This is a genomic window from Bradyrhizobium sp. SZCCHNR1051 (assembly GCF_032489615.1).
GTDB lineage: Bacteria > Pseudomonadota > Alphaproteobacteria > Rhizobiales > Xanthobacteraceae > Bradyrhizobium.
Genome location: NZ_JAUEYJ010000001.1, coordinates 142,794 through 165,850, shown reverse-complemented (window position 1 = coordinate 165,850; position 23,057 = coordinate 142,794). Strand labels below are relative to the sequence as shown.

At 64.5% G+C, this 23,057-nt stretch carries 19 protein-coding genes; 8 read left to right on the top strand and 11 right to left on the bottom strand.

Annotation, left to right across the window (positions count from 1 at the left end):
• The first annotated feature begins 724 nt into the window (after positions 1 to 724).
• Genes QW868_RS00715 through QW868_RS00705 form a run of 3 tightly spaced genes read left to right on the top strand, consistent with a single transcriptional unit; the run spans position 725 to position 3,869 of the window.
• Positions 725 to 907: a hypothetical protein gene (locus QW868_RS00715; protein ID WP_315738086.1), complete on the top strand. Its 183-nt coding sequence runs from the start codon at positions 725 to 727 to the stop codon at positions 905 to 907.
• Positions 904 to 2,835, top strand: a complete 1,932-nt coding sequence (locus QW868_RS00710; RefSeq protein ID WP_315797478.1) for an ethylbenzene dehydrogenase-related protein — start codon at positions 904 to 906, stop codon at positions 2,833 to 2,835. The genes QW868_RS00715 and QW868_RS00710 overlap by 4 nt, the downstream gene beginning before the upstream one ends.
• Positions 2,835 to 3,869, top strand: coding sequence for a 2Fe-2S iron-sulfur cluster-binding protein (locus tag QW868_RS00705; protein WP_315738084.1), 1,035 nt, complete (start codon positions 2,835 to 2,837; stop codon positions 3,867 to 3,869). Before QW868_RS00710 ends, QW868_RS00705 begins: the two co-directional genes overlap by 1 nt.
• Before the next feature lie 40 nt (positions 3,870 to 3,909).
• On the opposite strand, the gene QW868_RS00700 is transcribed toward QW868_RS00705, so the two are convergent.
• Positions 3,910 to 4,767: a VOC family protein gene (locus QW868_RS00700; RefSeq protein ID WP_315738083.1), complete on the bottom strand. Its 858-nt coding sequence runs from the start codon at positions 4,765 to 4,767 to the stop codon at positions 3,910 to 3,912.
• A 150-nt stretch (positions 4,768 to 4,917) separates the two neighbouring features.
• On the opposite strand from QW868_RS00700, the gene QW868_RS00695 reads away from it, so the two are divergent.
• Positions 4,918 to 6,228, top strand: coding sequence for an NAD(P)/FAD-dependent oxidoreductase (locus tag QW868_RS00695; RefSeq protein WP_316229694.1), 1,311 nt, complete (start codon positions 4,918 to 4,920; stop codon positions 6,226 to 6,228).
• On the opposite strand, the gene QW868_RS00690 is transcribed toward QW868_RS00695, so the two are convergent.
• From QW868_RS00690 to QW868_RS00660, 7 genes are all read right to left on the bottom strand, one after another.
• On the bottom strand, positions 6,225 to 7,853 hold the full coding sequence (locus QW868_RS00690; RefSeq protein WP_316229693.1) for an ABC transporter ATP-binding protein: 1,629 nt from the start codon (positions 7,851 to 7,853) through the stop codon (positions 6,225 to 6,227). The two genes, QW868_RS00695 and QW868_RS00690, sit on opposite strands and share 4 nt — an antisense overlap.
• Positions 7,850 to 8,680 (bottom strand): ABC transporter permease, encoded by an 831-nt coding sequence (locus QW868_RS00685; protein WP_315738080.1) that lies wholly within the window; start codon positions 8,678 to 8,680, stop codon positions 7,850 to 7,852. Before QW868_RS00685 ends, QW868_RS00690 begins: the two co-directional genes overlap by 4 nt.
• Before the next feature lie 2 nt (positions 8,681 to 8,682).
• Positions 8,683 to 9,660, bottom strand: a complete 978-nt coding sequence (locus QW868_RS00680; RefSeq protein WP_316229692.1) for an ABC transporter permease — start codon at positions 9,658 to 9,660, stop codon at positions 8,683 to 8,685.
• A gap of 24 nt (positions 9,661 to 9,684) precedes the next feature.
• Entirely contained in the window at positions 9,685 to 11,301 is a 1,617-nt protein-coding gene (locus tag QW868_RS00675; RefSeq protein ID WP_316229691.1) for an ABC transporter substrate-binding protein, read from the bottom strand.
• 276 nt (positions 11,302 to 11,577) lie between these two features.
• Positions 11,578 to 13,188 (bottom strand): sensor histidine kinase, encoded by a 1,611-nt coding sequence (locus QW868_RS00670; protein ID WP_316229690.1) that lies wholly within the window; start codon positions 13,186 to 13,188, stop codon positions 11,578 to 11,580.
• Positions 13,185 to 13,886, bottom strand: a complete 702-nt coding sequence (locus QW868_RS00665) for a response regulator transcription factor (protein WP_316229689.1) — start codon at positions 13,884 to 13,886, stop codon at positions 13,185 to 13,187. Before QW868_RS00665 ends, QW868_RS00670 begins: the two co-directional genes overlap by 4 nt.
• A gap of 23 nt (positions 13,887 to 13,909) precedes the next feature.
• Positions 13,910 to 15,382, bottom strand: coding sequence for a DUF4173 domain-containing protein (locus tag QW868_RS00660; protein ID WP_316229688.1), 1,473 nt, complete (start codon positions 15,380 to 15,382; stop codon positions 13,910 to 13,912).
• Between the two features lie 210 nt (positions 15,383 to 15,592).
• Here QW868_RS00660 and QW868_RS00655 point away from each other — a divergent pair, with 210 nt between their 5' ends.
• Complete coding sequence (locus QW868_RS00655) at positions 15,593 to 16,954, top strand: glycoside hydrolase family 3 N-terminal domain-containing protein (RefSeq protein WP_316229687.1); 1,362 nt, start codon at positions 15,593 to 15,595, stop codon at positions 16,952 to 16,954.
• A gap of 20 nt (positions 16,955 to 16,974) precedes the next feature.
• Here the strand turns inward: QW868_RS00655 and QW868_RS00650 are convergent, their stop codons facing one another.
• Entirely contained in the window at positions 16,975 to 17,262 is a 288-nt protein-coding gene (locus QW868_RS00650) for a hypothetical protein (protein ID WP_315738073.1), read from the bottom strand.
• A gap of 289 nt (positions 17,263 to 17,551) precedes the next feature.
• Between QW868_RS00650 and QW868_RS00645 the strand changes: the two genes are divergently transcribed.
• Positions 17,552 to 17,746, top strand: coding sequence for a hypothetical protein (locus QW868_RS00645; protein ID WP_315797468.1), 195 nt, complete (start codon positions 17,552 to 17,554; stop codon positions 17,744 to 17,746).
• Between the two features lie 103 nt (positions 17,747 to 17,849).
• Here QW868_RS00645 and QW868_RS00640 read toward each other — a convergent pair whose 3' ends face one another.
• Positions 17,850 to 18,434 (bottom strand): hypothetical protein, encoded by a 585-nt coding sequence (locus QW868_RS00640; protein ID WP_316229686.1) that lies wholly within the window; start codon positions 18,432 to 18,434, stop codon positions 17,850 to 17,852.
• Between QW868_RS00640 and QW868_RS00635 the strand changes: the two genes are divergently transcribed.
• Together QW868_RS00635 and QW868_RS00630 are read left to right on the top strand one after the other, a co-directional pair.
• Positions 18,427 to 18,987 carry a type 1 glutamine amidotransferase domain-containing protein gene (locus tag QW868_RS00635; protein WP_316229685.1) on the top strand — a complete coding sequence of 187 codons (561 nt, stop codon included), beginning with the start codon at positions 18,427 to 18,429 and terminating at the stop codon, positions 18,985 to 18,987. The two genes, QW868_RS00640 and QW868_RS00635, sit on opposite strands and share 8 nt — an antisense overlap.
• Positions 18,988 to 19,253: 266 nt before the next feature.
• The gene (locus QW868_RS00630; RefSeq protein WP_316229684.1) at positions 19,254 to 21,539 is read left to right on the top strand and encodes an FdhF/YdeP family oxidoreductase; all 2,286 of its coding nucleotides are present in this window, start codon (positions 19,254 to 19,256) and stop codon (positions 21,537 to 21,539) included.
• A 14-nt stretch (positions 21,540 to 21,553) separates the two neighbouring features.
• Here the strand turns inward: QW868_RS00630 and QW868_RS00625 are convergent, their stop codons facing one another.
• Positions 21,554 to 23,047 carry an HWE histidine kinase domain-containing protein gene (locus tag QW868_RS00625; protein ID WP_315797467.1) on the bottom strand — a complete coding sequence of 498 codons (1,494 nt, stop codon included), beginning with the start codon at positions 23,045 to 23,047 and terminating at the stop codon, positions 21,554 to 21,556.
• Positions 23,048 to 23,057: the final 10 nt, after the last annotated feature.

The following is a 23,057-nucleotide window of genomic DNA, read 5'->3' as shown; positions in this document are numbered from 1 at the left end:
ACCGACGATTTTCCGGCAACAATTGGACACGTGGGCAATTCTGTCGCAGCGACGGGGGTACACGACCGGTGCGAGGTACAATGCGCCGGGCCGGCTCTGAAAAGTTGTGGCGTCGCTCAGCGCGATCGGGTCTGCGCGAAATCTGTCCGCGATCGTCGATAGTTGCAGCGTGATAACAGCCATCGGCATGCGACGCGCGTCACACATTCGTCCGTCTATCACCTTGGTTCCGTACGCATTGGTCGCGGTCCGGGCCGAATGACGCCACGAAGGCGAATAAATCTTCCTGCGGTGCAACGCACAGGCGTTGTCATCTCGATCATGCGGTATTCGATGATGGTGCTGAGAACGATCATGATGGCGGCGGCAACACGAGGGCGTGCGGCTCCGCGCACCAATCCAAGACGTGCAATCAGCTCAGCCGGCCATGGTGGCCGACGATGTGTTCTATCATCGAACGTGCGGCCGCTGTGGAACCAGTGACCCGTCCAGCATCGGGCGCACGAGATCAACATCAACTCGAGGGAGGACGAAGCAGATCAGTCCGCGGGTGATCCGAGCAACTCGTCACCGGCTCGGGCCGCGGCAGCTGATCGACCATAGGCGTGATCCAACCGATCACGTTCAAGCGTAGCGGGGCAACGATTGGGTGCAGAACGGCGCTGTGACGCCGAAGTCGGACGAAGTTGCTCACTTAGTAAAGCGTATCCGGGGGACGACAAAGTTGCTGGACGACATCACCATCGAGACGCGTGATGCGGGAATGGATTCGGGTCGAGGGGCGGCCTGCAGGGTTGAATACCTAATCATCCCGCGCCGGATCGATCCGCTGAGACGAAATACGGTCGCCGGGTCGGCGGTGAATCGCGCCGATCGCGTGCGCGCAGCTCTGGAGGCGCACGCATGAAGATCCGCAAGACCGACTATGGAACGATCATCCTGCACTGGACCCTGGTTGGGGCCACTGTGATCGCCTTCATGACAGGGCTTCGCATGGCGACCGAAGCGCCTGGACACGCGTGGATCGCCAACAATCTCGACTGGCTGCTGCCCCGGCACCGGACCTGGACCTGGCACATGCCGGCTGGGGTCGTGCTCGCGAGCGTGGCCCTCGCCTACATGATCTATATCTCGAAGTCAGGGCTCGGTCGCCGCGTCACCATCGACAAGATGCGCTTCAAGGGCTTGCTCGGCCGCCGGCCGGCGCGGCTGGGATCGATCAGTGTGATGCTGCATTGGGTGCTTTTCATCTCCATGGCGATCCTGATCGTCACCGGAGGCATGCTCTTCTTCGGCGTGGCCTCCGGCTACGTCACCATGATGATCCACTGGTACGCGACCTGGGTGATCCCGGCCTTCGTGGTGCTGCACGTCCTGGTTCACTTCAGCATCGGCGGAAAGATGCAGCTCTATCGCGTGTTCCGGCCGGCGCCGTTGCCGCCCCCGCCGCCGAAGCTCGATCCCGTCGAGCTCCTCACGATGTTGGTTGAGCAGTCGGAAAAGCTGGAGGAGGCGGAGGCGCCTCCGAAGAGGCCGGCGCCCGCTGCGCGGCCTGCAGCGCGTGAGCCGATGCCGGCGCCGCGGCGCATGGAGGAGCCGATGCGGGCGCGCTCCGAGCCGCGCGTGCCGCCAGGCCGTATGCGTCCGCCGTCGGCACCTGCCAAGGGCAATTCCCGCCGCCGCAATCCGAGCTTCCAATCCAACCCGTTCATGGTCGCGATCGCCGCAGCCATCGTGATCGGTTCCGCGATGTTCGCCGCCGACTACTACGCCGAGGACACCGTCACGGTGTACCGGATTGCCACATCCGATGCGCCGACCCTCGACGGCGATTCGTCGGATCGCGTCTGGCGCAACATCCAGCCGCACATGGTCACGACCAACCAGGGCGACAATTTCGACGGTACCGGCGAATCGCGAGTGTGGATCAAGGCAGCGCATGACGGCACGTGGGTCTACTTCCTCGTCATCTGGGAGGATCCGACGCGGTCGTTGAAGCAGCTGCCGCTGATCAAGAAGGCGGATGGCTGGCATCTCCTGCAGAACGGATTCGACAAGGGCGACGAGAACGACTTCAACGAGGACAAGTTCTCGCTGTTGTTCACGACGCTGCCGATCACCCTGGCCGCGGACCGAACGTTTCACATGAGCTCGCAGCCGATGCCAGACAAGCCGCCGACCCTGTCCGGTCGCGGCATCCACTACACGCCGGCGCCGAATCTCTATGCCGACGCCTGGCTGTGGAAGGCGACGAGCGGCGGCCCGACCGGATGGATGGACGATGATCATTTCGGTCCGCCTGCGGAGCCGACACCGGATCAGGTCAAGGGACTCACGCCCTACAAGGGCGGGTTCGCATCGGATCCGGGCACCGCGAACTATTCGGACAATTTCGTGATCGACAGGGAGGCCGCAAGACTAGGGAATCGGGGTGTGAGACCGAAGCGTCTTCCGAAGGACGTCGCCGCGATGACCGCGGCGATGGGCGAGATCAATCTCGATCCGAACATCGGCGAGAGCGAAGGCGCACGCTGGTTCATGACGGAGGCCGAATCCGTGCCGTATTCGGCCGAGGCGGATGCGCAGACGCCGATCGGGACCGTCGTGCCCGGTGTTCTCGTCAGCGGCGAGTTCACTGGTGATCGCGCGGACATCCGTTGCGCAGCGCGTTGGGCCGCGGGCCATTGGACGCTCGAAATTGCCCGCAAAATGGACACGAAAAGCAAGTACGACGTTCCGATCAAGAATGGCGTGTTCATGCGTGTCGCAGCGTTCGACCATACCCAGATCAGACATACGAGGCAGATCCGGCCTATGCGACTTGAGGTGCAGTGATGGGTAAGATTTGCAAAATCCAGTACAACAGGGAAACGTTCTACGCGAATGTGGGCGATATCCTGCTCGACGGCGCCATCAACAGCGGCGTGGATCTGCCCCATGACTGCCGCAGCGGAATCTGCGGATCCTGCAAAGTGACGGTCGTCGACGGCAAGCTGTTCGGCGGCATGGAAGGCGACATGGCGCATGCGTGCCAGGCGCGTGTGGTGTCCGACCTGAAGATCATCACGGAGCCCGTGCCGGACACGGTGACGATGAATTGCGAGGTGGGTGATCTCGTCCGGCTCGCGCCCGATGTCGTCGGTGTCACCATCGAGATGCCGAAGCCGCTGCGATTCTTCCCCGGGCAATACGCCAAGGTCCAGTACCGCGGTTTTCCGACGCGCTGCTACAGCCCGACCTATCCGATGGTCGGCGCGCCTGACAGCCATCTGCTGTATCTGCACATCCGCATCCTGAAGGATGGCTTGGTGTCGTCGGCGCTTGGCCGCGACATCCAGGTCGGCCATCGCGTCAAGCTGACGGCGCCGCTGGGCACTGCGTTCTTCCGGCAGAAGCATCGCGGTCGAATCATCCTGGTCGCGAGCGGCACGGGCTTTGCCCCGATGTGGGCGATCGCGGTCGCCGCCATCACCGAAAATCCGAAGCGCGAGATCGTCTTCATCGTTGTGTCGCGCACCTTGCAGTCGTTCTACATGCATCAGGCGCTGTGCCGGCTCGCGCGCTTCCCGAACGTGAAGATCATCCCGATCGTGTCGGAGCCGCAGAACGTCTCGCCGGCGATTCGCAGCGGCCGGCCGACCGAACACATGCCGGAGCTCACACCGAACGACGTCGTCTACACCTGTGGCGCGCCGGCCATGACGGAGGCGGTTGCGAAGATGGCGCGTGGGGCCGGAGCGAAGTGTCACTGCGATCCGTTCGTATCATCGGCGCAGCCCTCCGAGTCGAGCGGCGGACTCATGAATCGGCTGGTCGGGTGGCTCGACAGCCAGCGCGGCCGGCCGGCCATGTTCCAGCCGGCGGAATGAGATCGTGGCGGCCGCGACGCGCGCGGCCGCAGTCCGGCGCTCAGCCGGCCACGAAAGCGAGCAGAGTGCCCGTGGCCGATGCGGGCGGCACGACCAGGCTCGCACCGCTGCGCACGGCTGCAGCCCCCAGAGCCTTTTCGGTCGTGGTCAGATCATGTGAGGCCAGCACTAGGCCGGCGCCGCCCCGCTCCGGCAGACCGGCAAGCGACACGCCCGGATAGCGCGCTGCGAGTTGATCCCTGGTCAGGAACACGAAATCGGCGCGGTCACCGCCCGAGGTGACGGTCACTGCGCCGTCGGCTTCGTCTCGCCCGTCGCGATCGATCAGGCGCGACAGGTGAGCCGCGTCCTTGGCCGGGTCCGGCGTCACGATCAGCGCCTGCTTCAGTTGCCTGGCGGCGTTGGCATGGCGCATCAGTTCCGGGATCCACACCGTTTCGCGCGTCTTGTGCTGGCAGGCGAAGATGCGCAGGCCGCCCGGAGCCTCCGCGACCGGCCATTGAAACACGCGGAATTTCGCGGCCGAGATGCTGCCGTCGGGCAGGGGCACCGGACGCTCGAAGTCGATGGGACCAATCGGCTCAAAACCTTTCGCGCGGATTTCCTCGGCGCCGGCCGCGGAATCGATCGCCGTGAAGGCGATGCGCTCGATGCCTTCGCCGCGCTGGGCGAGGAAGTTGCGGGTCGGAACGTTATGGTCGGTCTCGGCGAGGATGCCGAGCAGCTCGATGTAGTCCGGATCGAGCATGATGGTGTAATTGCCGGATCCCATCTTGGCGCTGTGCGTGCCGCGCGGAGACAGCGTAAAACCCAACCGCTTCCAGGTATCCGCCGCCGCGTCGAGATCCTTCACCACGACGACCGCGTGATCGATACCGATGACATTCTTGAGGGCCACGCGTTTGTCTCCTTGCAGCGAACTTGGCATATTGGCGGCCGAACTATGCCCAATCGACCCATGCACCGCAACCGGCGCAGCCGGGCGCCGGGCGCAAGGCAAGATCGACCTCCGGGATGTTGGTCGATCAGCAAGGATGAGCTGTCCTCCATGAGCATGACCGCAGAAAACGTTCAATGGCCGCCGTCCTTGTGGACCGCACAGACCCCGCCTGGCCCTGATCTGCCCGTGCTACAGGGCAGCTTGCAGGCCGATGTCGTGATCATCGGCGGCGGCTTCACCGGCTTGTCGACGGCGCTGCATCTGCGCGAGGCCGGCGTCGATGTCGCGATCGTCGAGGCGATGGAGCCGGGCTGGGGCGCATCCGGCCGGAACAACGGTCAGGTCATTCCGACGCTGTCACGTCCCGATCCTGACGATCTCGTCGCGCGTCATGGCGCCGCGGGCGAGCGCTTCGTGGCGATGTTACGCGACAGCGCGTCCAGTCTGTTCGATACCGTGAGACGGTACAACATCGACGCCGAGCATGAGCAGGCCGGCTGGGTCCAGCCGGTGCATACGCCCGGCCGCATCAAGATCGCCGAGCGCAGGTTCAAGCAGTGGTCGAAGTTCGGCGCCGATGTCGAGCTGCTCTCACGCGACCAGACGCGCGACATGCTCGGCTCGGACGCGTGGCATGGCGGCTTCTGGAACAGGACCGGCGGCCACATCAATCCGCTGGCGCTCGCGCGCGGGCTGGCCCGAACCGTGCTGAGCCTTGGGGGCCGCATCTACGCGCGCTCTCCGGTGATCGATTTCGAGCGGCGGGGGGATCGCTGGGTCGTGCGCACCGTGCAGGGCGAAGTGTCGGCGCGCGCGTTGGTGCTGGCGAGCAATGCCTATAGCGGCGAGTTCTCCAAGGCTCTCGCGCCGGCCATTGCCCATGAGGTGATGCCGGTGCTGTCCTGGCAGATGGCGACGCAGCCGTTATCCGACAACGTGCGCAAGACGATCATTCCGGCGCGGCAGGCGATGTCCGACACCCATGGCGAGCTCTATTTCGCCCGGTACGATGCGCGCAACCGTCTGGTCACGGGCGGTGCCGTCATCAGTCCCGGCAACAAGGCCGAGCGGCTGAAGGCGCGGGTCGCCACCCGTCTGCAGCGGTTGTGGCCTGTTATCGGCGAGGTCAAATTCGACTACGTGTGGAACGGCTATGTCGGCATGACCACGGACTACATGCCGCGCGTGCATCGCCTGGGTCCCGACGCCTATGGCTGGACCGGCTGCAACGGCCGGGCCGTGGCGCTCACGATCCCGCTCGGCGCTGAGCTCGCCAAGGCCGTGCGTGGCGTACCCGCCAACGAGCTGGCGCTGCCATTCACGGAGCCGGTCACCATTCCGGCGCACGCCCTGCTGCGTCCGTTTGCGCCGCTGATGCTGCTCTTGTACCGATACCGTGACGCGCGCGAGATCAGCTAAGAGGTGGGATGTTCGGTCCGGGCGAAGTCGCCGCCCGGAATGGCCTCGAGCAGAGCCTGCGTATACGGATGCTGCGGGTTGCCGAACACGTCGTGCGTGGGTCCATGCTCGACGACGACGCCGTCCTTCATCACCGCGACCAGATCGCAGATCTGGGCTGCAACGCGCAAGTCATGCGTGATGAAGATGATCGACAGGTCGAGCCGCTCGCGCAGGCTGGTCAGCAGCTTCAACACCTGCGCCTGGACGGAGACGTCGAGCGCGGACACCGGTTCGTCCGCGACCAACACCTTGGGCCTCAGTGCCAGCGCGCGCGCCAGCCCGATGCGCTGACGCTGACCTCCGGAGAACTCATGCGGGAAGCGGTCGGCGGCGGACGGGTCGAGCCCCACCAAGCTGAACAGCTCGCGCGCCTCGGTCAGTGCCTGGTCTCGCGCGGTGCCGTGCACGATCGGTCCCTGCGCCACCAGCTCGACCGCCTTGCGCCGGGGATTCAGCGAGGCTAACGGGTCCTGAAACACCATCTGCATCTGCCGGGTCCGGCCTCTGACCTCGCTGCGCGAGAGGCGAGCCCAGTCCTCACCGTCGAGCAGGATCGTTCCTGCGTCGGGATCGATGAGGCGGATGATGCAGCGGGCGAGGGTGGATTTGCCGGAGCCCGACTCGCCGACGATGCCGAGAGTTGCGCCCTTTGGCAGTGCGAGCGAGACGTCCCTGACCGCATGGGTGACGCGCTCGCCGCGGCCGAGGAAGCCACCGGTGCGATAGGTCTTCGAGACGCCGGAGATGGTGAGGATCATCCGGTCCGACAGCTCGCGTGCCGGGGGCGCCGCCACGGGCGGCACCGCGGCGATCAACTGCCTGGTGTAGTCATGCTGCGGCCGTTGCAGGATATCCGCCGTCGCGCCCTGTTCGACGACGATCCCATGCTGCATCACGACGACGCGGTCGGCGATCTCGGCGACGACACCGAAGTCGTGGGTGATGAACAGCACCGCGGTCTTGCGCCGCTGCTGCAACTCGCGGATCAGCTTGAGGATCTGGGCCTGCGTCGTGACATCGAGCGCCGTGGTCGGCTCGTCGGCGATCAGCAGCTTCGGATCGAGCGCCAAGGCCATGGCGATCATCGCGCGCTGGCGTTGGCCGCCGGACAACTCGTGCGGATATGCCTTCGCCGCGCGCGGCGGATCGGGAATATGGACGTCGGACAACAGGGACAGCACGCGCGACCTGATCTCGGCCTTGGAGAGATCGGTATGGATGTCGAAGACCTCGCCGATCTGGTCGCCGATCGTGCGCAACGGATTGAGCGCGGTCATCGGCTCCTGGAACACCATCGCGATCTCGGCGCCGCGAATGCTGCGCATCTCGGCCGCCGTGGCGGTGCAGAGATCGCGCCCGGTAAACAGGATGCGTCCGCCATCCGTGCCTACACCGTCGGGCAGCAGCCGCATGATGGCATTGGCCATCATCGACTTGCCGGAGCCGGATTCGCCGACGATGCAGACGATCTCGTTTTCGGCGATCGCAAGCGAGACCTCGGAGATGGCATGCGTTCGGTCGGCGCCTTTCGGCAGCCGTACGCTGAGGCGATCGGCGGTCAGAACGGGCTTGGCTGGACTCATCGCTGCTTCAGCCGTGGGTTCAGTGCATCGTTGAGGCCCTGGCCGACCAGCGACACCGCAAGCACGGTGATGAGGATGGCAACGCCGGGGATCGCCGACACGTACCACTGCACGCGCAGCACATCGCGCCCGAGACCGATCAGGTTGCCCCAGGAGGCGACGTTGGCGTCGGACAGCCGCAGGAAGGCGAGTGCACTCTCCAGGAGGATCGCGACCGCCATCACGACGCCGGCATAGACGATCACCGGGGGCAGCGCGTTGGGCAGGATCTCGCCCAGGATCAGCTGGGTGTCGCGCATGCCGAGCGTGCGGCCGGCCTGGACGAATTCGCGGCCGCGCAGCGACAGGAACTCCGCCCGGGTCAGCCGCGCCGGCGCGGGCCACGACACGATGCCAACCGCGATCGTGACAGTCGTCAAGGTCGAGCCGAACACCGCCACCAGTACCAGCAGCAGCACGAAGTTCGGCAGCGTCTGGAAGGCCTCGGTGATGCGCATCAGGATGTTGTCGACCCATCCGCCGTAGTAGCCCGCGAGCGCGCCGACCATGACGCCGATCGCCACGGCAATCAACGTCGCGACGCCGCCGATCAGGAGCGAGATGCGGGCGCCATGAAAGATCTGGGCGGCAATGTCGCGGCCGGAATTGTCGGTGCCGAGCAGGAAGCGCGGATTGGCGAACGGCCAGATCAGCGGACGCCCGGCGAGCGCGAGCGGATCGCGCGGATAGAGATAGCCGGCGCTGATCGCCATGCCCACCACCACAAGAAGCAGGATCAGGCCGAACACCGCGGAGGGACTGCGGAAATAGCGTTTCACGGCGTCCATGCTCAGTTCTCCGCCGTGATGCGCGGGTCGAGCCGCGCATAGAGCAGATCGGTGATGAAGTTGACCGCAATCACCAGGAGCGCGGAGACGAACACGATGCCGAGCAGGGTGTTGAGATCGCGCTGGACCACCGATTCATAGGCAAGGCGTCCGAGGCCAGGCAGCGAGAACACGGTCTCGACGACGACGGAGCCGCCGAGCATCGTCCCCGCCTGCAGCCCGATCAGCGTGACCATCGGCAGCAGCGCGTTGCGCAGAACGTGGCGGGTGATGATGCGGGTCTCGTCGAGGCCCTTGGCACGTGCGGTGCGGACGAAATCGAGGTTCTGGACCTCGAGCATGGATGCGCGCATGATGCGCAGATAGATGGCCAGGAAGATCAGGCCGAGCGTCAAGGACGGCAACACCAGGTGGCGGGCGATGTCGAGCACGCGCCAGAGGCCGCTCGTGACCGCGCCGATATCCTCGAAGCCGCCGGCTGGCAGCCACTGCAGGTAGATCGAGAACACGACGATGGCCATCAGACCAAACCAGAACGACGGGGTCGCGTAGAAGATCAACCCCACGGTGGAGATCAGCGTGTCGGGCCACCGGTTGACGTCGCGCGCAGCGATCACCCCGAAGACAAGACCGAAGAAAAAGGCAAAGGACAGGGACGAAGTCATCAACAGCAGGGTCGGCGGCAGCCGCTCCAGGATCACGGCGGCGACGGGCTTGCCGTAGATCGCGGAGAATCCGAGATCGAGGCGCACCAGCCGCCACAGGTAATTGGCCAGCTGCATCGGGACCGACAGATCCAGCCCATAGAAGCGGCGCAACTCGCGGGCAGTCGCAGCATCGCCGCCGCCCATCTGGGCCATCATCGCGTCGACCGTGTCGCCCGGCGCGAGTTGCAGCAGCAAGAAGACGCCGATCAGGATCAGGAACAGGGTGGGGATCGAGGCGGCGAGCCGCCGCCCCGCAAGGCTCAAGATGCGCATGGCCTTATCCTGACGGATTCCGGCTCAGGCGGAAAGCCACAGATCGTGCCAGCTCGACGATCCCCAGCGCGGAGTGTTCGAGTGGTTGCGCGCCTTGGCCGTGATAACGGTGACGAAGATCTGCTCGATCGGCATCCACACCGGCAGCTCGGTATTGGCCTCGCGCACGAAATCGGCATAGAGCGCCTTGCGCTTGGCCGGATCGACCTCGGTCGCCGCGTCATCGATGATCTTGTCGATCTTGGCGTCGTCCCACCCCCACTGGTTGGTCCACGGCGCGCCCTTGGGCTGGCCGGAGCGATACCAGACCGTAGTCGAAACCGCGGGGTCGTTGCGGTACTGGTGCCAGCCGGTCGCGAGATCGAAGGTGTGCTCGTCATAGACCTGCTTGAGGAAGCCGCCGCCATCGTTGCGCACGATCTCGATCGCGATGCCGACCTCGCCCAGCGACTGCTGGAGGAAGGTCGCCCACAGCGAGATGTCCTCGCCCCATGGCGCGGGCAGCAGCCGCAGCGAGAAGCGGGTGCCGCCGGCGCCGGGCTTGTAGCCGGCCTCGTCCAGGAGCGCCGCCGCCTTGGCCTTGTCGTAGGGATATTGCGGCGTATTGGCGCCGGGGTAGAAGTCGGTCGAGGTCGACGGGATCGGACCGGTGCCCAGCTTGGCGAAATCGCCGAGGAAGTTCTCGATGAAGAAGGGAACGTTGATCGCGTGTGCGATGGCGCGGCGAACCTTCACGTCCGCCAGCTCCTTGCGGCGGACGTTGAACTCGAGCGTATTGGTGCGCGCGTTGCCCTCGTTGCCCTTCGTCGAGACGATGAAGCGCTTGTCCTTGCCGAGCCGCGCCATGTCGGAGATGGTCAGGCCAGAGAACGGGCTGTAGTGCAACTCGCCGGCCTCCATCTGCGCGGCTGCGGCGGCGCGGTCAGTGATCACTTTCCACACGATGCGATCGAGGTAGGGCGCGTTCGGCCGCCAATAATCGGTGTTGCGCTCGGCCATGATGTATTGCCCGCGCTCGTACTTCACGAACTTGAACGGACCGGTGCCGATGGGGGCGAGGTTGGCGGGGTTCTGCCGGATGTCGCCGCTCTCATAGATGTGCTTGGCCGAGACGTAGCCGAGATCGGGTAGCGCGCGCAGGAGCAGGTTGAGCGGCATCGGCCGCTCGTAGCGGAAGATCGCGGTCTGCGGATCCGGCGTGTCGACCGCTGTCAGGAACAGCTGCAAGGTCGATCCGTAGTTGAGGATCTTCTTCCACATGTTCATCGCGGTGAAGGCGACGTCCTCCGACGTGAACGGCTTGCCGTCATGCCAAGTGATGCCCTTGCGCAGCTTGAAAGTGACGGTCTTGCCATCCGGCGTCGCCTCCCAGCTCTCGGCAAGCACGCCGACCGGCTGGCCGTTGGCATCGAGGTCGACGAGGTTCTCCTGGATCTTGCCTCCGATGATGTAGACGCCGGTCGATGCCTGGAGGCTCGGGTTGAGCTGGCGCTGCTCGGCGCCGTAATGCACGTTGAATACGCCGCCTTTGCGCGGGGTCTCCTGGGCGAAGGCCCGGAATGGATTGACCACGTTCGCGGCGATGGCGGCGGAGGTCAGGAGGGCGGTCCGGCGGCTGATCTCGAAACGGCTCGAATTCATCAAGGTCTCCCGAAGGCCAAGCGGGGACGCTGGCCGATGGTGCAATCGCGGCGAAGATTACGCGGATCGCGGGTCCAAGTCATTTGCGAATTGCGATGCAGATCTGCGCCATTCTCGGCCGGTCCATGCAGCCGGCGGCACCGTGGCATACATTGCTCGTATACAAACGAATGGGAGAAGATCTTCGCCGACGGGGACTTGAATGAGGTGGGGATTGCCGGCTGCCACGAACCGACGGGAGGCAACTCTGACGCGGCGCCAATAGACTGCGCTATCTCAGGTCGACGTCATGGGGCCTTCGATCGGCAGCCGCAGCTCGAACGCAACACCGTTGTCGCCCGGCCGCAGCGAGATCTCGCCGCCATGGCTTGCCATGATGGCGCGCACGATCGCCAGCCCCATGCCGGTACCGCCGCTGTCGCGCCGGGTCGTGAAGAAGGCATCGAAGATGCGGTCGCGGTTCTCCGGCGAGATCGGATCGCCGTCATTGCTGGCGATGACGATCAGCATCTCCTTGCTCTCCTCGGCCTCGAGGCGGATGCGCCGGGCGCCGTGCCGGACGGCGTTGTCGACGAGATGCGTGAGCACGATCAGCGCGGTCTCGTTCGGGAGCATGGTGCTGCGCTCGACCGGGCCGGACGTCTCGATGACGGTCGAGGGGAAACGCGCTCGCAGCGTGCTGACGGCCTCGGCTATGCTACCGGCCTCGACCGTCGACACCGTCTCCGCCCGTGCCAGCTCGCGCAAGCGTTGGGCCAGCGCCGCGAGGCGGTCGGCGTCGCCAAGGATGTTGGTGAGGAATTTCTCCTGCTCGGCGCGTGTCAAGGTCTCGGAAGGACTGGCCAGAGAGTCGAGCAGCAGCTCGGCTGCGCCCTTGATCGAGGTCAACGGCGATTTGAGCTCGTGCGTCAGATGCGCGGAAAAGCTCCGGATGTAGTTGGAGCGTTGGGCCAGTTGCTCGGCCATGGCGAAGAAGTGCTCGGCGAGCTCGGCGAAGTCGCGGGTGCCGTAATGGGCGAGCGGGCGGAAGCCGGCGGGATCGTTGCGTCCGATCCTGCCGGCGCGATCGACCAGCTCGCGCATCGGCCGTGTGATCGTGCGTGCCACGACGAGGCCGACCAGCAGCGTCGTGAGGACGATGGCGGAGCCTGCGGCAACGAACTTGCCGCGCTCTTGATAAAGATGCTCGAAGATGTTGCGGGGCGTGCGCGAGGTATAGATGACCCCGGCGACGTGATCGTCGACGATCACGGGCATGGCCGAGAACACATGGACACCGACGCCGCGGCTGATCGAATAGATCGGTGGCGGCGTCTTGTCCGGAATGCGAATGCGGAGCGCGGCGCTGTAGCGTCCCTTCAGGGCGGCAGCCACCTCGTCGATATGGGCGAGTGACTTGCCCATTTCATCGCGGCCGGCGATCACGACGCCTTGCGGATCGAGCACACGGAATCCGGCCAAGGTGACCTTCTGCGTCTCCCTGACGATCGGAAGCAGCCGCGCGCCAATCGCGACATAGGCGGGATCCGCAGGATGGATCGCGTCGCGGGCGTCCGGGCGGCGGACGAACAGATCGTTGGCCAGCAGATCGAGTAGGGGACGGATGGGTGTCACCTCGTCTGCGGAATCGGGCCGTGCCTCGGGCGGGATTTCGGCGCCGAGCGGAAGGCCAGCGGCAAGGCGCGCGGACACCTCCTCGGCAAAGACCGCCGCGAGCACACGGCTCTGCGCGATCAGCTCTGCCTGTGTCTGACGGATCAGCTGGTTGTCGTAGATGCGAAAGAAGAACAGCCCGACCAGGGGCAGGGTGGCGACCAGCGCCAGCACGCCGAAGACGATCTGTCCCAGCGACGGCCGCCATTTCGCCTTGGGCTTGGGCGCGATCATGAGGCGCCGCAGCGGCCGAGCCGGAAGCCCACGCCATGGACGGTCTCGATCGCGTCCTCGCAATGCGCGGCTGCGAGCTTCGCTCTGATGTTGCGGATGTGGCTGTCGATCGTTCGGTCGGAGACCTGGATGTTGAGCTGATAGGCGGCGGTCATAATCTGCTCGCGACTGAAAACGACCGCAGGACGCGTCATCAGCGTACGCAGGATGCTGAACTCCAGCGCTGTGAACGTCAGCGGCGTATCGCCGAAGCGCGCCAGATGCTGCTGCGGGTCGAGACGAAGCCTGCCGTGCGCCAGCTCCTCCGGTTCGAGCGAACGATCCGCAGCACCGGAGTTGACCCGGCGGAGAATGACGTTGACGCGGGCAACCAGCTCGCGCGGGCTGAACGGCTTGGTCACGTAGTCGTCGCCGCCGATCTCGAGCCCGAGAATGCGGTCGATCTCCTCGTCGCGCGCCGACAGGAACAGGATCGGCACCTGCGAGGACCGGCGGATGCGCCGGCAGACTTCGAGCCCGTCGAACTCCGGCATGCCGACGTCGAGCACGATGAGGTCGGGCCGGTCCTCGGCGAACCTGACCAGCGCGGCCCGACCGTCGGCCGCCTCCGTCACCGCCATGCCGGCCTTGCTCACGGCGACACGCAGAACCTCGCGGATATGCGCGTCATCGTCGACAATGAGGATTCGGGGGGACACGGCCAGGGCTCCGCGGCGAGGCATCAACTGGGATTCTGCGTTAGAGGATGTCTATCGAGATAGCGCTGCAAGCGCCAGCCGCGAAAACTCCAGGATCGCCACGACGCCATTTCGGCCAGCTGCTGGTCCAGCAGCCGGTTGTGGATCCGGGGCAGACCGGCGTCCTGCGGCAACAGCAACATGGCCCGCCGCACGGCCGGCAGGGCTTGGGTACCGAGGCTGGAGAGATAGTCGCTATCGATGGCGGAGCCGCTGCGTCCTGCCTCACGGCTGTTGGTCACGTTGTAGTCGGCGATCAGCCCGTTGAAATTGACCAGCGCGCACCCGTAGAGCGTCGCCGCGAGCGCAAGCAGGTTCATGCGCACGAGCCATGCATTGGGCTTCTCCAGAATGATCCGCGCCATGATCAGGATCAGTCCCACGGCGACCAGCGCCATCCATATCAGAGCCGCGATGCGCCACTGCGTCAGGAGATAGCTCTCGATATAGATGTGGACCCGCTGAATCGAGGATACGACCAGCATCACGTTCTGTCCGACCCAGAGATAGACGAGCGGGCGGATGAGCCGCGACCCCTCCTGTCCCGAGCGGACGGCGGCGATGACAAAGGCGGCCGCCAGAAGTGCCGTAGCGATCAGCGGGTAGGCGCCTCGGTGGGCGTAGGTCGCGTAAGTCATTCCGTTGGGAAGCGCCGCATGTCCCCACAGATAGACGCCATCCAGGGCGGTCTGGATCGCAAACAGCAGGTTGAACAGAATCAAGGAGCGGACGACGGTCTGCTGGTTGAGGAGGGGGCTGACGACCGACGGCGCCTGGTCGCCATCGAGATCGATCGGAGGACGTTGCGTCTTGCCTCGTTGGCGCCAGCGCAAGTTGATGATTGGCCAGATCAGGGACACCATCAGGAGCCAGAAGATGGGACGGCCTACGCTCAGGCTCGACGCAATGTGCTGAGGATGCAGTTCGTCGAGCCATTGCTCGATGACGGGATTGGCTGCCGCGAACAGGAGAATGAAGACGAGGCTAAGGGCGAGGGGGATGCTCCAGGTCAGCACGATGCGTGTAAAATCGTTGGCACGAAGCGTGGCCAAAGTATCGGGGATCAGTTGGAACGGCCCGATCAGAAGAAGTTGCCGTGCTGCGCTCAGCGGCACGAGAAGTCCTTCGGCGGCCGGATCGGTCGACAGGGCGACGGCCGATATCGTCCCAAGGACGACGATCAATACCGACAACGTCGTCAGGTCCTCGATCGCGGGCAACAGGCCTGCAACGAGGACGATATTCGCAAGAATCGCGCGCGGGCGGTGGATCCGGTCGTGATTGGCGAGGAGGCTGGCTGCGAAGAGCGCTGCCGCAAAGATCGGGAAGGAGAGGCCTAGCGTCTGGTCGTAAAGCAGGATGTCGGCGAGCCCGAGCAGGCCGATCGCGATGATGAACTTGTGCCACATGGACTCAGATGCCTCTGGGGAAGCCGTCAGGTCGGCGGAGCCTTTCATTGAAGTAGTCCTTGGTTGAATCACGACTCGGTCGGCAGCGCCCGCCGATGAAGCGAGCATGACCCCCGCGCGTGCAGCGGTGCCGGAGACGGTCTGCAGCATTTCAGGATTTGTTTGCAGATTTCGTGCAGACGCGATTCCACATCTGGCGCAGGGGAAGCGTGGTTGTTACGCAATGGTCGTCTCTCCTTGGGATGATCGGCTGCACACATGCTCGGACGTATCAGGACCGCGGTTCTCTGGCTTCTTGCTCTGCTCTTCATTTTCGTCACGCTGAACAGCAACGAGCCCTATCTGGTTCGGCTGCGGGGCAGTGGCCACGCAGCCCTGCTTCTCATAGGACTTGCCGTTCCGCTGCTACTGATGCTCGGCGGTCGGTGGCGGCGGGATGCCGCCGGACGCGCTCTCGTCGTGGCATGGTGTGTTCCGCTGATCATGCTGACGTCGACGCAGTTCATGTTTGCTTGGCGCAAGTACGAGACGTTCCGCACGCCCCCGGACGTGGCGCATCTGCTCGGCCGGCATTTCATCGTCGGCTACACGGCCGTGGACGACGCCGCCGCGCTGGCGCGACAGGGATTGATCGCGGGCGTCTATGTGACACACCACAACGTACGTGGCCGGACCGAGCCTCAATTGCGCGCCGAGATCGCGCGATTGCAGGCCGAGCGCCGGAGCGCCGGGCTGTCGCCCCTGCTGGTTGCGGCGGATCAGGAGGGAGGCACTGTCGCACACCTGTCTCCGACCCTGCCGAACATGCCCGGCCTCGCGACGCTGGCCGATCTGCCGGCCTCTCGCCGCGCGCAGGATGCGTTCGCGATGGGACGTACCCAAGGTGAGGCGCTCGCGGCTGCGGGCATCACCCTCAATCTGGCTCCTGTCGTCGACCTTCGCCCGAGCTGGACGCGCAACCGACTGGACTTCCACACCTTGATCGGCCGGCGCGCGATCTCCAACGATCCCACGGTGGTCGGCGACATCGCGCTTGGCTATGTCCGCGGCCTGGAAGCAAGCGGTGTTCGCGCGGCGGTGAAGCACTTCCCTGGCCTGGGGCGCGTCGCGGCGGACACGCATCACTTCTCAGCACAGCTCGACACGGCAGTCGATGTGTTGGAACAGTCGGATTGGCGGCCGTTCCGACAAGTGCTGCAGGGCTCGCACGCGGCAATGATGGTCGGTCACGTGATGGTCGATGCGATCGATCCAGAGCGGCCTGCCTCACATTCCAAGGCCGTGCTCGATGGCCTCATTCGCGGCCGCTGGAACTATCAGGGCGTGGTCGTGACGGATGATCTGGTGATGGGGGCGGTCTATGGCCGTGATCTGTGCAAAGCCGTCGTGGAAGCGCTCAATGGCGGCGCCGATCTCTTGCTGGTGGCCTATGACGGGACTCAGTTCCATCGCGTGCTTGCTTGCGCCAAGGAGGCTCGGGCGGAAGGACGCATCGATCTCGATGCACTCCGGAGGAGCGATGAGCGGCTGAGGCGCTGGAGGCCTGAGGACAATCCGTCCGAGCCTTCGACCATCTCGACGGTTCGGGTGGAAGGCGTGCGTCGGAATGTCGTCGACTGACTCGCAGCAGGAGCCCACGGTCAGCGCGGGCCGTTGCCCGTCCAGTTGCGCCAGGCGACGTTGGAGAGACTACGCAGGTCGGTCGCCAGCGGGCGTCGCGTCTGCTTATCGTGCTGGGCAATGACCTGCTCGGACTCACGAATCTTGAGCTGGAGCTCAGCGACTTGCCGCTTGGTCAGTTCCAGCGCTTTCCCGTCGGCGCTCTCGCCGACGGTGAACCGGGCCGTCTCGATCTGCTTCAAGACCGCACGATTCTTTTTGAGCTGGGCGCGATGCCAGGCAACCTTGCTGTCACTGTCCGCAACCATGGTGCACTCCCGCGAAATGCCGCGAAGACTAAACAACCAGGTCTTGATTCGCGACGGCTCCAGGCCGGCATCGGCAACATGGGAATACCATTTGTCGATCTGTTGTCCTGATTACTTGGGGCACGAACGCTCCAGTCCCCCGCGAGCGTCTCGATCTCATTGATCAGTTCGGATGCCCCAGCCTGTGGAGTGGCTTGCGTAAGTTCATGATTTGTTCTAGATTGCAGCGATGCTTGCCTATGGGTGCTCCATGCGCGATCTGTGTTGGGTCCGAGACGAGATCGATCGAATGCGTCTACAGGTCGGGCGGCAGCGTCGTGAAATCCTGCAACTGCGGCGAGCCGGAGTGGCGACAGCCGCGGCCGAGGCGCTGTTGCAGCGCATGCTGCAAACTCTCGAGCGGCTGCGGCAGCAGCGCGAGCAGCTCAAGGTGGAGCAGGCGAGCCTGCTGCCTCGCAAGCAGCGGGGCGCCCGGCACGCATGAGATGCTGGCGGCGTTGGGAGCATCGCGGAGCGATGCCAGTCATCTGGAGCCAGAGCGAAAAACGGACCCTCCGGACGCGAGGGCTCTGATCGGCCGATGTGCGTCAGCGGTTCGATGCTTGCGACAGGTCGTTGTTCGGCGCGCCCGAGCCGACTTCATCCTGATCCGTTGCACCCTGGCTGGAGCGTGCGGAACCCTGCGACTTCCTGTTGGCTGCCGTCGTTGGCGCTGGTTCGGAGGTACGAGCCTCGGGCAAGACGATGTCCGGCGGCACGGTCATGAGCTCTTCCGCGGTAGCCTCGCACGATTTGATCTCGAAATTGTTGTCCAGGATCTTTTCGCCGTGCGTGCCGAGCGTGATGAGATCAGCCTGTTCCGCAGCCTCCCAGACCTCGCGCTCGGTACGAAACGGACGGGTCAGCTGTTCGTCATTCTCAAACAATGCGTAGGGCACGAGCGCCTCCAGATTGCGATCCATCGAGGCAGCGATGCCGCGCTGCTCAAAGCCGGCCGTCCATTCGAGGCAGGCACGTCCAGACAAACTGCTGCAGGTGCTGGCTGGTTCCACGCAGGAGATTGCCGATCCGACCGACCAGTTGTGACGATCCGTCCGGCCCGCCCGGCGGAACATGGACGCAAGCGCGAGGTTGCCCGCGGTGTCGAATTTCCAGGAGAATTCAATGGACATCAAGGGAAAGAGGATCGCGATCCTCGCGACCAACGGGTTCGAGCAATCCGAGCTCGAAGTGCCGCGCGATCGCCTCAAGCAGGCGGGCGCGACCGTCGAGATCATCTCGCTCGCGCCGGGCGAGATCAAAGGCTGGGATGACAAAGATTGGGGACGGTCCGTCAAGGTCGACAAGACTTTGGACCAGGCTTCTGCTGCGGACTACGACGCCATCGTGCTGCCGGGCGGCCAGATCAATCCGGATCTGCTGCGTCTGGAGCCGAAGGCACTGCGATTCATCAAGGAGATCTTCGAAGCCAAGAAGATCGTTGCGGCGGTCTGTCATGCGCCGTGGCTCCTGATCGAGACGGGAATTGCCAAGGGGCGCAAGATGACGTCCTACAAATCGATCAAGACGGACGTCGCCAATGCCGGCGCGCAGTGGCAGGACGCGGAGGTCGTGGTCGATCAGGGCGTGATCACCTCGCGCAATCCCAGCGATCTGGAAGCCTTCAGCGCCAAGATCATCGAAGAGGTCAAGGAAGGCCGCCATCTCAAACGCAATGCGGCCTGAGTCCGCAGCGATCGGGGCGCGGGGACGGGCCCAGCGTCCGAAGGTGTTCGGACGCTGGGCCGCAGTCCACACGGAGCGCCTCCAGCGCAATGGGGGAACGCCGCCAGAGGCCCAGAAAAGACGCGCGGCGGGCTGGGTCGTTCCCAATTCCGCCCCCGATCGCACATTGGCCAGTGGTCGACGGCCTCGCAACGTTCAGTGAGACGTCGGAACTTCGCTGCTCATCCCGGGTTTGCCGCTCTTGAACGGGCCGCGGGAGATGTGTCGTGAGTGAGAAAGCAAAAATCGAGGACTACAAGGCTCCGGCCGGCGGTTGGGGATCGGTGCGCGCGGTCGCGAGCATCCTGACGCAGGAGGAGGTCACGCTGCTCGGCAGCGAGATCCTGCTCAAACAGAACAAGCCAGGCGGCTTCATGTGCGTCAGCTGCTCCTGGGCCAAGCCGGCAAAGCCGCACCCGTTCGAATTCTGCGAGAATGGCGCCAAGGCAACCGCGTGGGAAATCACCGGCAAGACGGTCGGACCGGAGTTCTTTGCTCGGCACACGCTAGCTGAGTTACGGACATGGTCGGATCATCAGCTGGAAGAGCAAGGGCGTCTTGCTCATCCCCTGCGCTACGATGCTGCGGCGGATCGCTATGTCGCCGTGAGCTGGGAGGAGGCCTTTCGTGACGTCGGCGCGGAGTTGAACAATCTCGATCCGCATTCGGTCGTGATGTATACCTCGGGCCGGGCTTCGCTCGAGACCAGCTACATGTATCAGTTGTTCGGCCGCATGTACGGCACCAACAATTTTCCCGACAGCTCCAACATGTGCCACGAATCCACATCAGTGGCTCTGCCGGAGGTGATTGGCGTCCCCGTCGGTACGGCGCTCCTTCAGGATTTCGACAAGGCAGATTGCTTCTTCTTCTTCGGCCAGAACACGACGACCAACTCGCCGCGCATGCTGCATCCGTTGCAGAAGGCGGCACAACGCGGCGTGCCCATCATCACGTTCAATCCGCTGCGGGAGCGTGGGCTGGAGCACTTCACCAATCCGCAAAATCCCATTCAAATGGTGCTCACCGGGGCAACGCGGATCAGCACGCAGTATCATCAGCTGCGCATTGGCGGCGATGGTGCGGCGCTACTCGGATTGTGCAAGGCCGTGATCGAGGCGGATGATGCCGCGGTCGCGACCAAGAGCCCGCGCGTGCTCGATGTCGCCTTCATCGAGCAGCACACGTCCGGCTTCGAAGCTTTCGCAACCTGCTGCCTGCAGGCGTCGTGGAGCGATATCGAACGCTCCTCCGGCCTCACGCGCAGCGCTATTCTGGAGGCCGCCAAGGTCTACGCAGGCTCACGCGCCGTCATAGCCAACTATGGGATGGGAATTACCCAGCATCGCCATGGCGTCGAGACAGCCAAGATGATCGTGAATCTGCTGCTATTGCGCGGCAACATCGGGAAGCCCGGGGCGGGTATCTCGCCTGTCCGCGGCCATTCCAACGTGCAGGGGCAGCGTACCGTGGGAATCTCGGAGAAGACCAAGCTGGTGCCGCTCGACAAGCTGGCCGAGCTTTATTCCTTCGAGCCGCCGCGCTGGGACGGTCTCAGCACGGTCGATGCCTGCCAGGGCATCATCAAGGGCGACGTGAAGGGCTTCGTCAGCCTCGGCGGCAATTTCCTGCGCGCCGTTCCGGAACGTTCGCTGATGGAGCCGGCATGGTCGAAGCTGCGGCTGTCGGTGCAGATCGCAACCAAGCTCAATCGCAGTCACCTCGTTCCGGGCGAGGTGACCTATCTGTTGCCGTGCCTCGGCCGCATCGAAATCGACCGGCAGGCGGGCGGAGAGCAGGCGGTCTCGATGGAGGACTCCACTACCTGCATTCACGGCTCGCGCGGCCAGCGCCAGCCAGTCGCCGAGACCCTGTTGTCCGAACCAGCCATTGTCGCCGGTCTCGCCAAGGCCACCCTGAAGCCAAATCCGCGAGTCGACTGGGATGCCTGGGTCGGCGACTACGCGCGCGTCAGAGATGCCATCGAGCGAACCTATCCCGACCAGTTCAAGGACTTCAACAAGCGCCTGTTTCAGCCCGGCGGCTTTCCGCGGCCCATTGGCGCCCGCGAACGCAAGTGGAAGACATCGACCGGCAAGGCGAACTTCACCGTGCCCAAGGCGGCACTCAATCCGACGGAGGAAGGCAATGGCGTGTATCAGCTGATGACCTTGCGCGCCGACGGCCAGTTCAACACCACCATCTACAACGAGGACGACCGATTTCGCGGCGTCACGGGTGGCCGTCAGATCGTTTTCATGAACGCGAGCGACATGGCTGATCTGGGCATCAAGCAGGGCGAACTGGTTCGGCTTTCGACCGAGGCCGATGACGGCGTGGCGCGCTCGCTGGGCGGGCTTCAGGCGGTGGCGTTCGACATTCCGCGCTACAGCGTTGCGGCCTACTATCCCGAATGCAACGGATTGATTCCGCTATGGCACTACGCGGAGGGGAGCAAGGTGCCCGCCGCCAAGTCGATCCCGGTCCGGATCTCGCGCGACATGGCCGCCTGAGCCGTCCGGAGCGGTCAGCCCGCAGCGCGTTGTCGTGCGTCGCCCGGCGCCACCGTTGCGCAAGGGCTTGTGATCTCCGGCGGGGTCGCGCCGGGGCGGAGCGGGACGACCAGCCGGCACACCAATCCCTCGGGACGCCAGTCGAACGAGGCGCGCCCACCGAGCTGGCTTTCCACACTGGCCATCAGGCTGCGCGTGCCGAAGCCGCGCGAGGTCGGCGCGCGCACCAAGGGACCGCCGGTTTCAATCCAGATCAGATCCAGGCGCTCATTCTCGATGGTCCATTTGACTGAGAGATGCCCGGAGCGGACCGACAGCGCACCGTATTTGGCCGAGTTTGTCACCAGCTCGTGCAGCGCCAGCGCCAGCGTCTGCGCGGTCGCCGGCTCGAGTTGCAGCTCGGCGCCGTCGAAAGCGACCTGGCCGCCAGTCGCATAGGGCGCGAGTTCTTCGGCCACCAACCGGCTTATCTTCGCACCTTCCCAGCTTGATAGCGAGAGGATGGTGTGTACGCGGGCCAGCGCGCTGATGCGCCCCTCTACCGCGTCGACATAGGTCTTCACGCTGTCGGCTTTTGTCAGGCGAACGATCGACTGGGCCAAGGTCAGCGCATTCTTGGCGCGATGATCGACCTCGCGGGTCAGCAGGTTCTGGCGTTCCTCGGCGCGTTTGCGCTCGGTGATGTCGATCGTGACCCCGCTGACGCGGATCACGCGACCGGTCCTGTCGGTTGTCGCTGCGGCCGTTCCGACGCACCAGCGTTCTTCGCCATCTGGCCGGTTGATCCGGAACTCAGCCTCATACGATGTCGTGCCTCGGCTGAATTCCGCGACCACTTGGCGGGCACGCTCGGCATCCTCCCGGTGCAGGAGCGCCATGATGTTCACGGTGTTCAGCTCGAAGCTCTGAGGCGAGACGCCGAAGATGCGGTACTGGCCCTCGTCCCACATCCAATCGCCATTGACACCGTCCCAGTCCCACGAACCCATCCTGCCGGCCGCGATCGCCATGCTCCGACGCTGCTCGCTCTCGACGAGCTTTGCTGTCGATCGCTCAAGCTCGGCCGTGCGGGCCCGTACCCGGTCCTCCAGCTCAAGGTTGAGATGTTCCAGCTCGCGTGTCTTGCGATAGAGCTCGGCAAAAACCTTGATCTTGGCGCGCAGCACCTCCGGCACGACGGGAACCGGTACGTAGTCGACGGCGCCCATCTCATAGCCACGAAGGCGGTCGAAGTCGCTCACCTGGATGGCGGAGATGAAGATGATCGCAATCTTCTGGAACCTCGGATGCTCACGGATCATTTGCGCCAGTTCGAAGCCGTCGAGCTCGGGCATGCAGACGTCGACGAGGATCACCGCGATCTCGTTCTTCAACAGAATTTCGAGCGCCTCGCGCCCGGAGGTGGCGACTACGAGTTTCTCGCCGAGTTCCTTCAGGATGACCTCGTAAGCCAGCAGCTTCGCCGGCTGATCGTCGACCAGGAGGATGTTGACCTTCGCATGTTCCATCATGATGAAC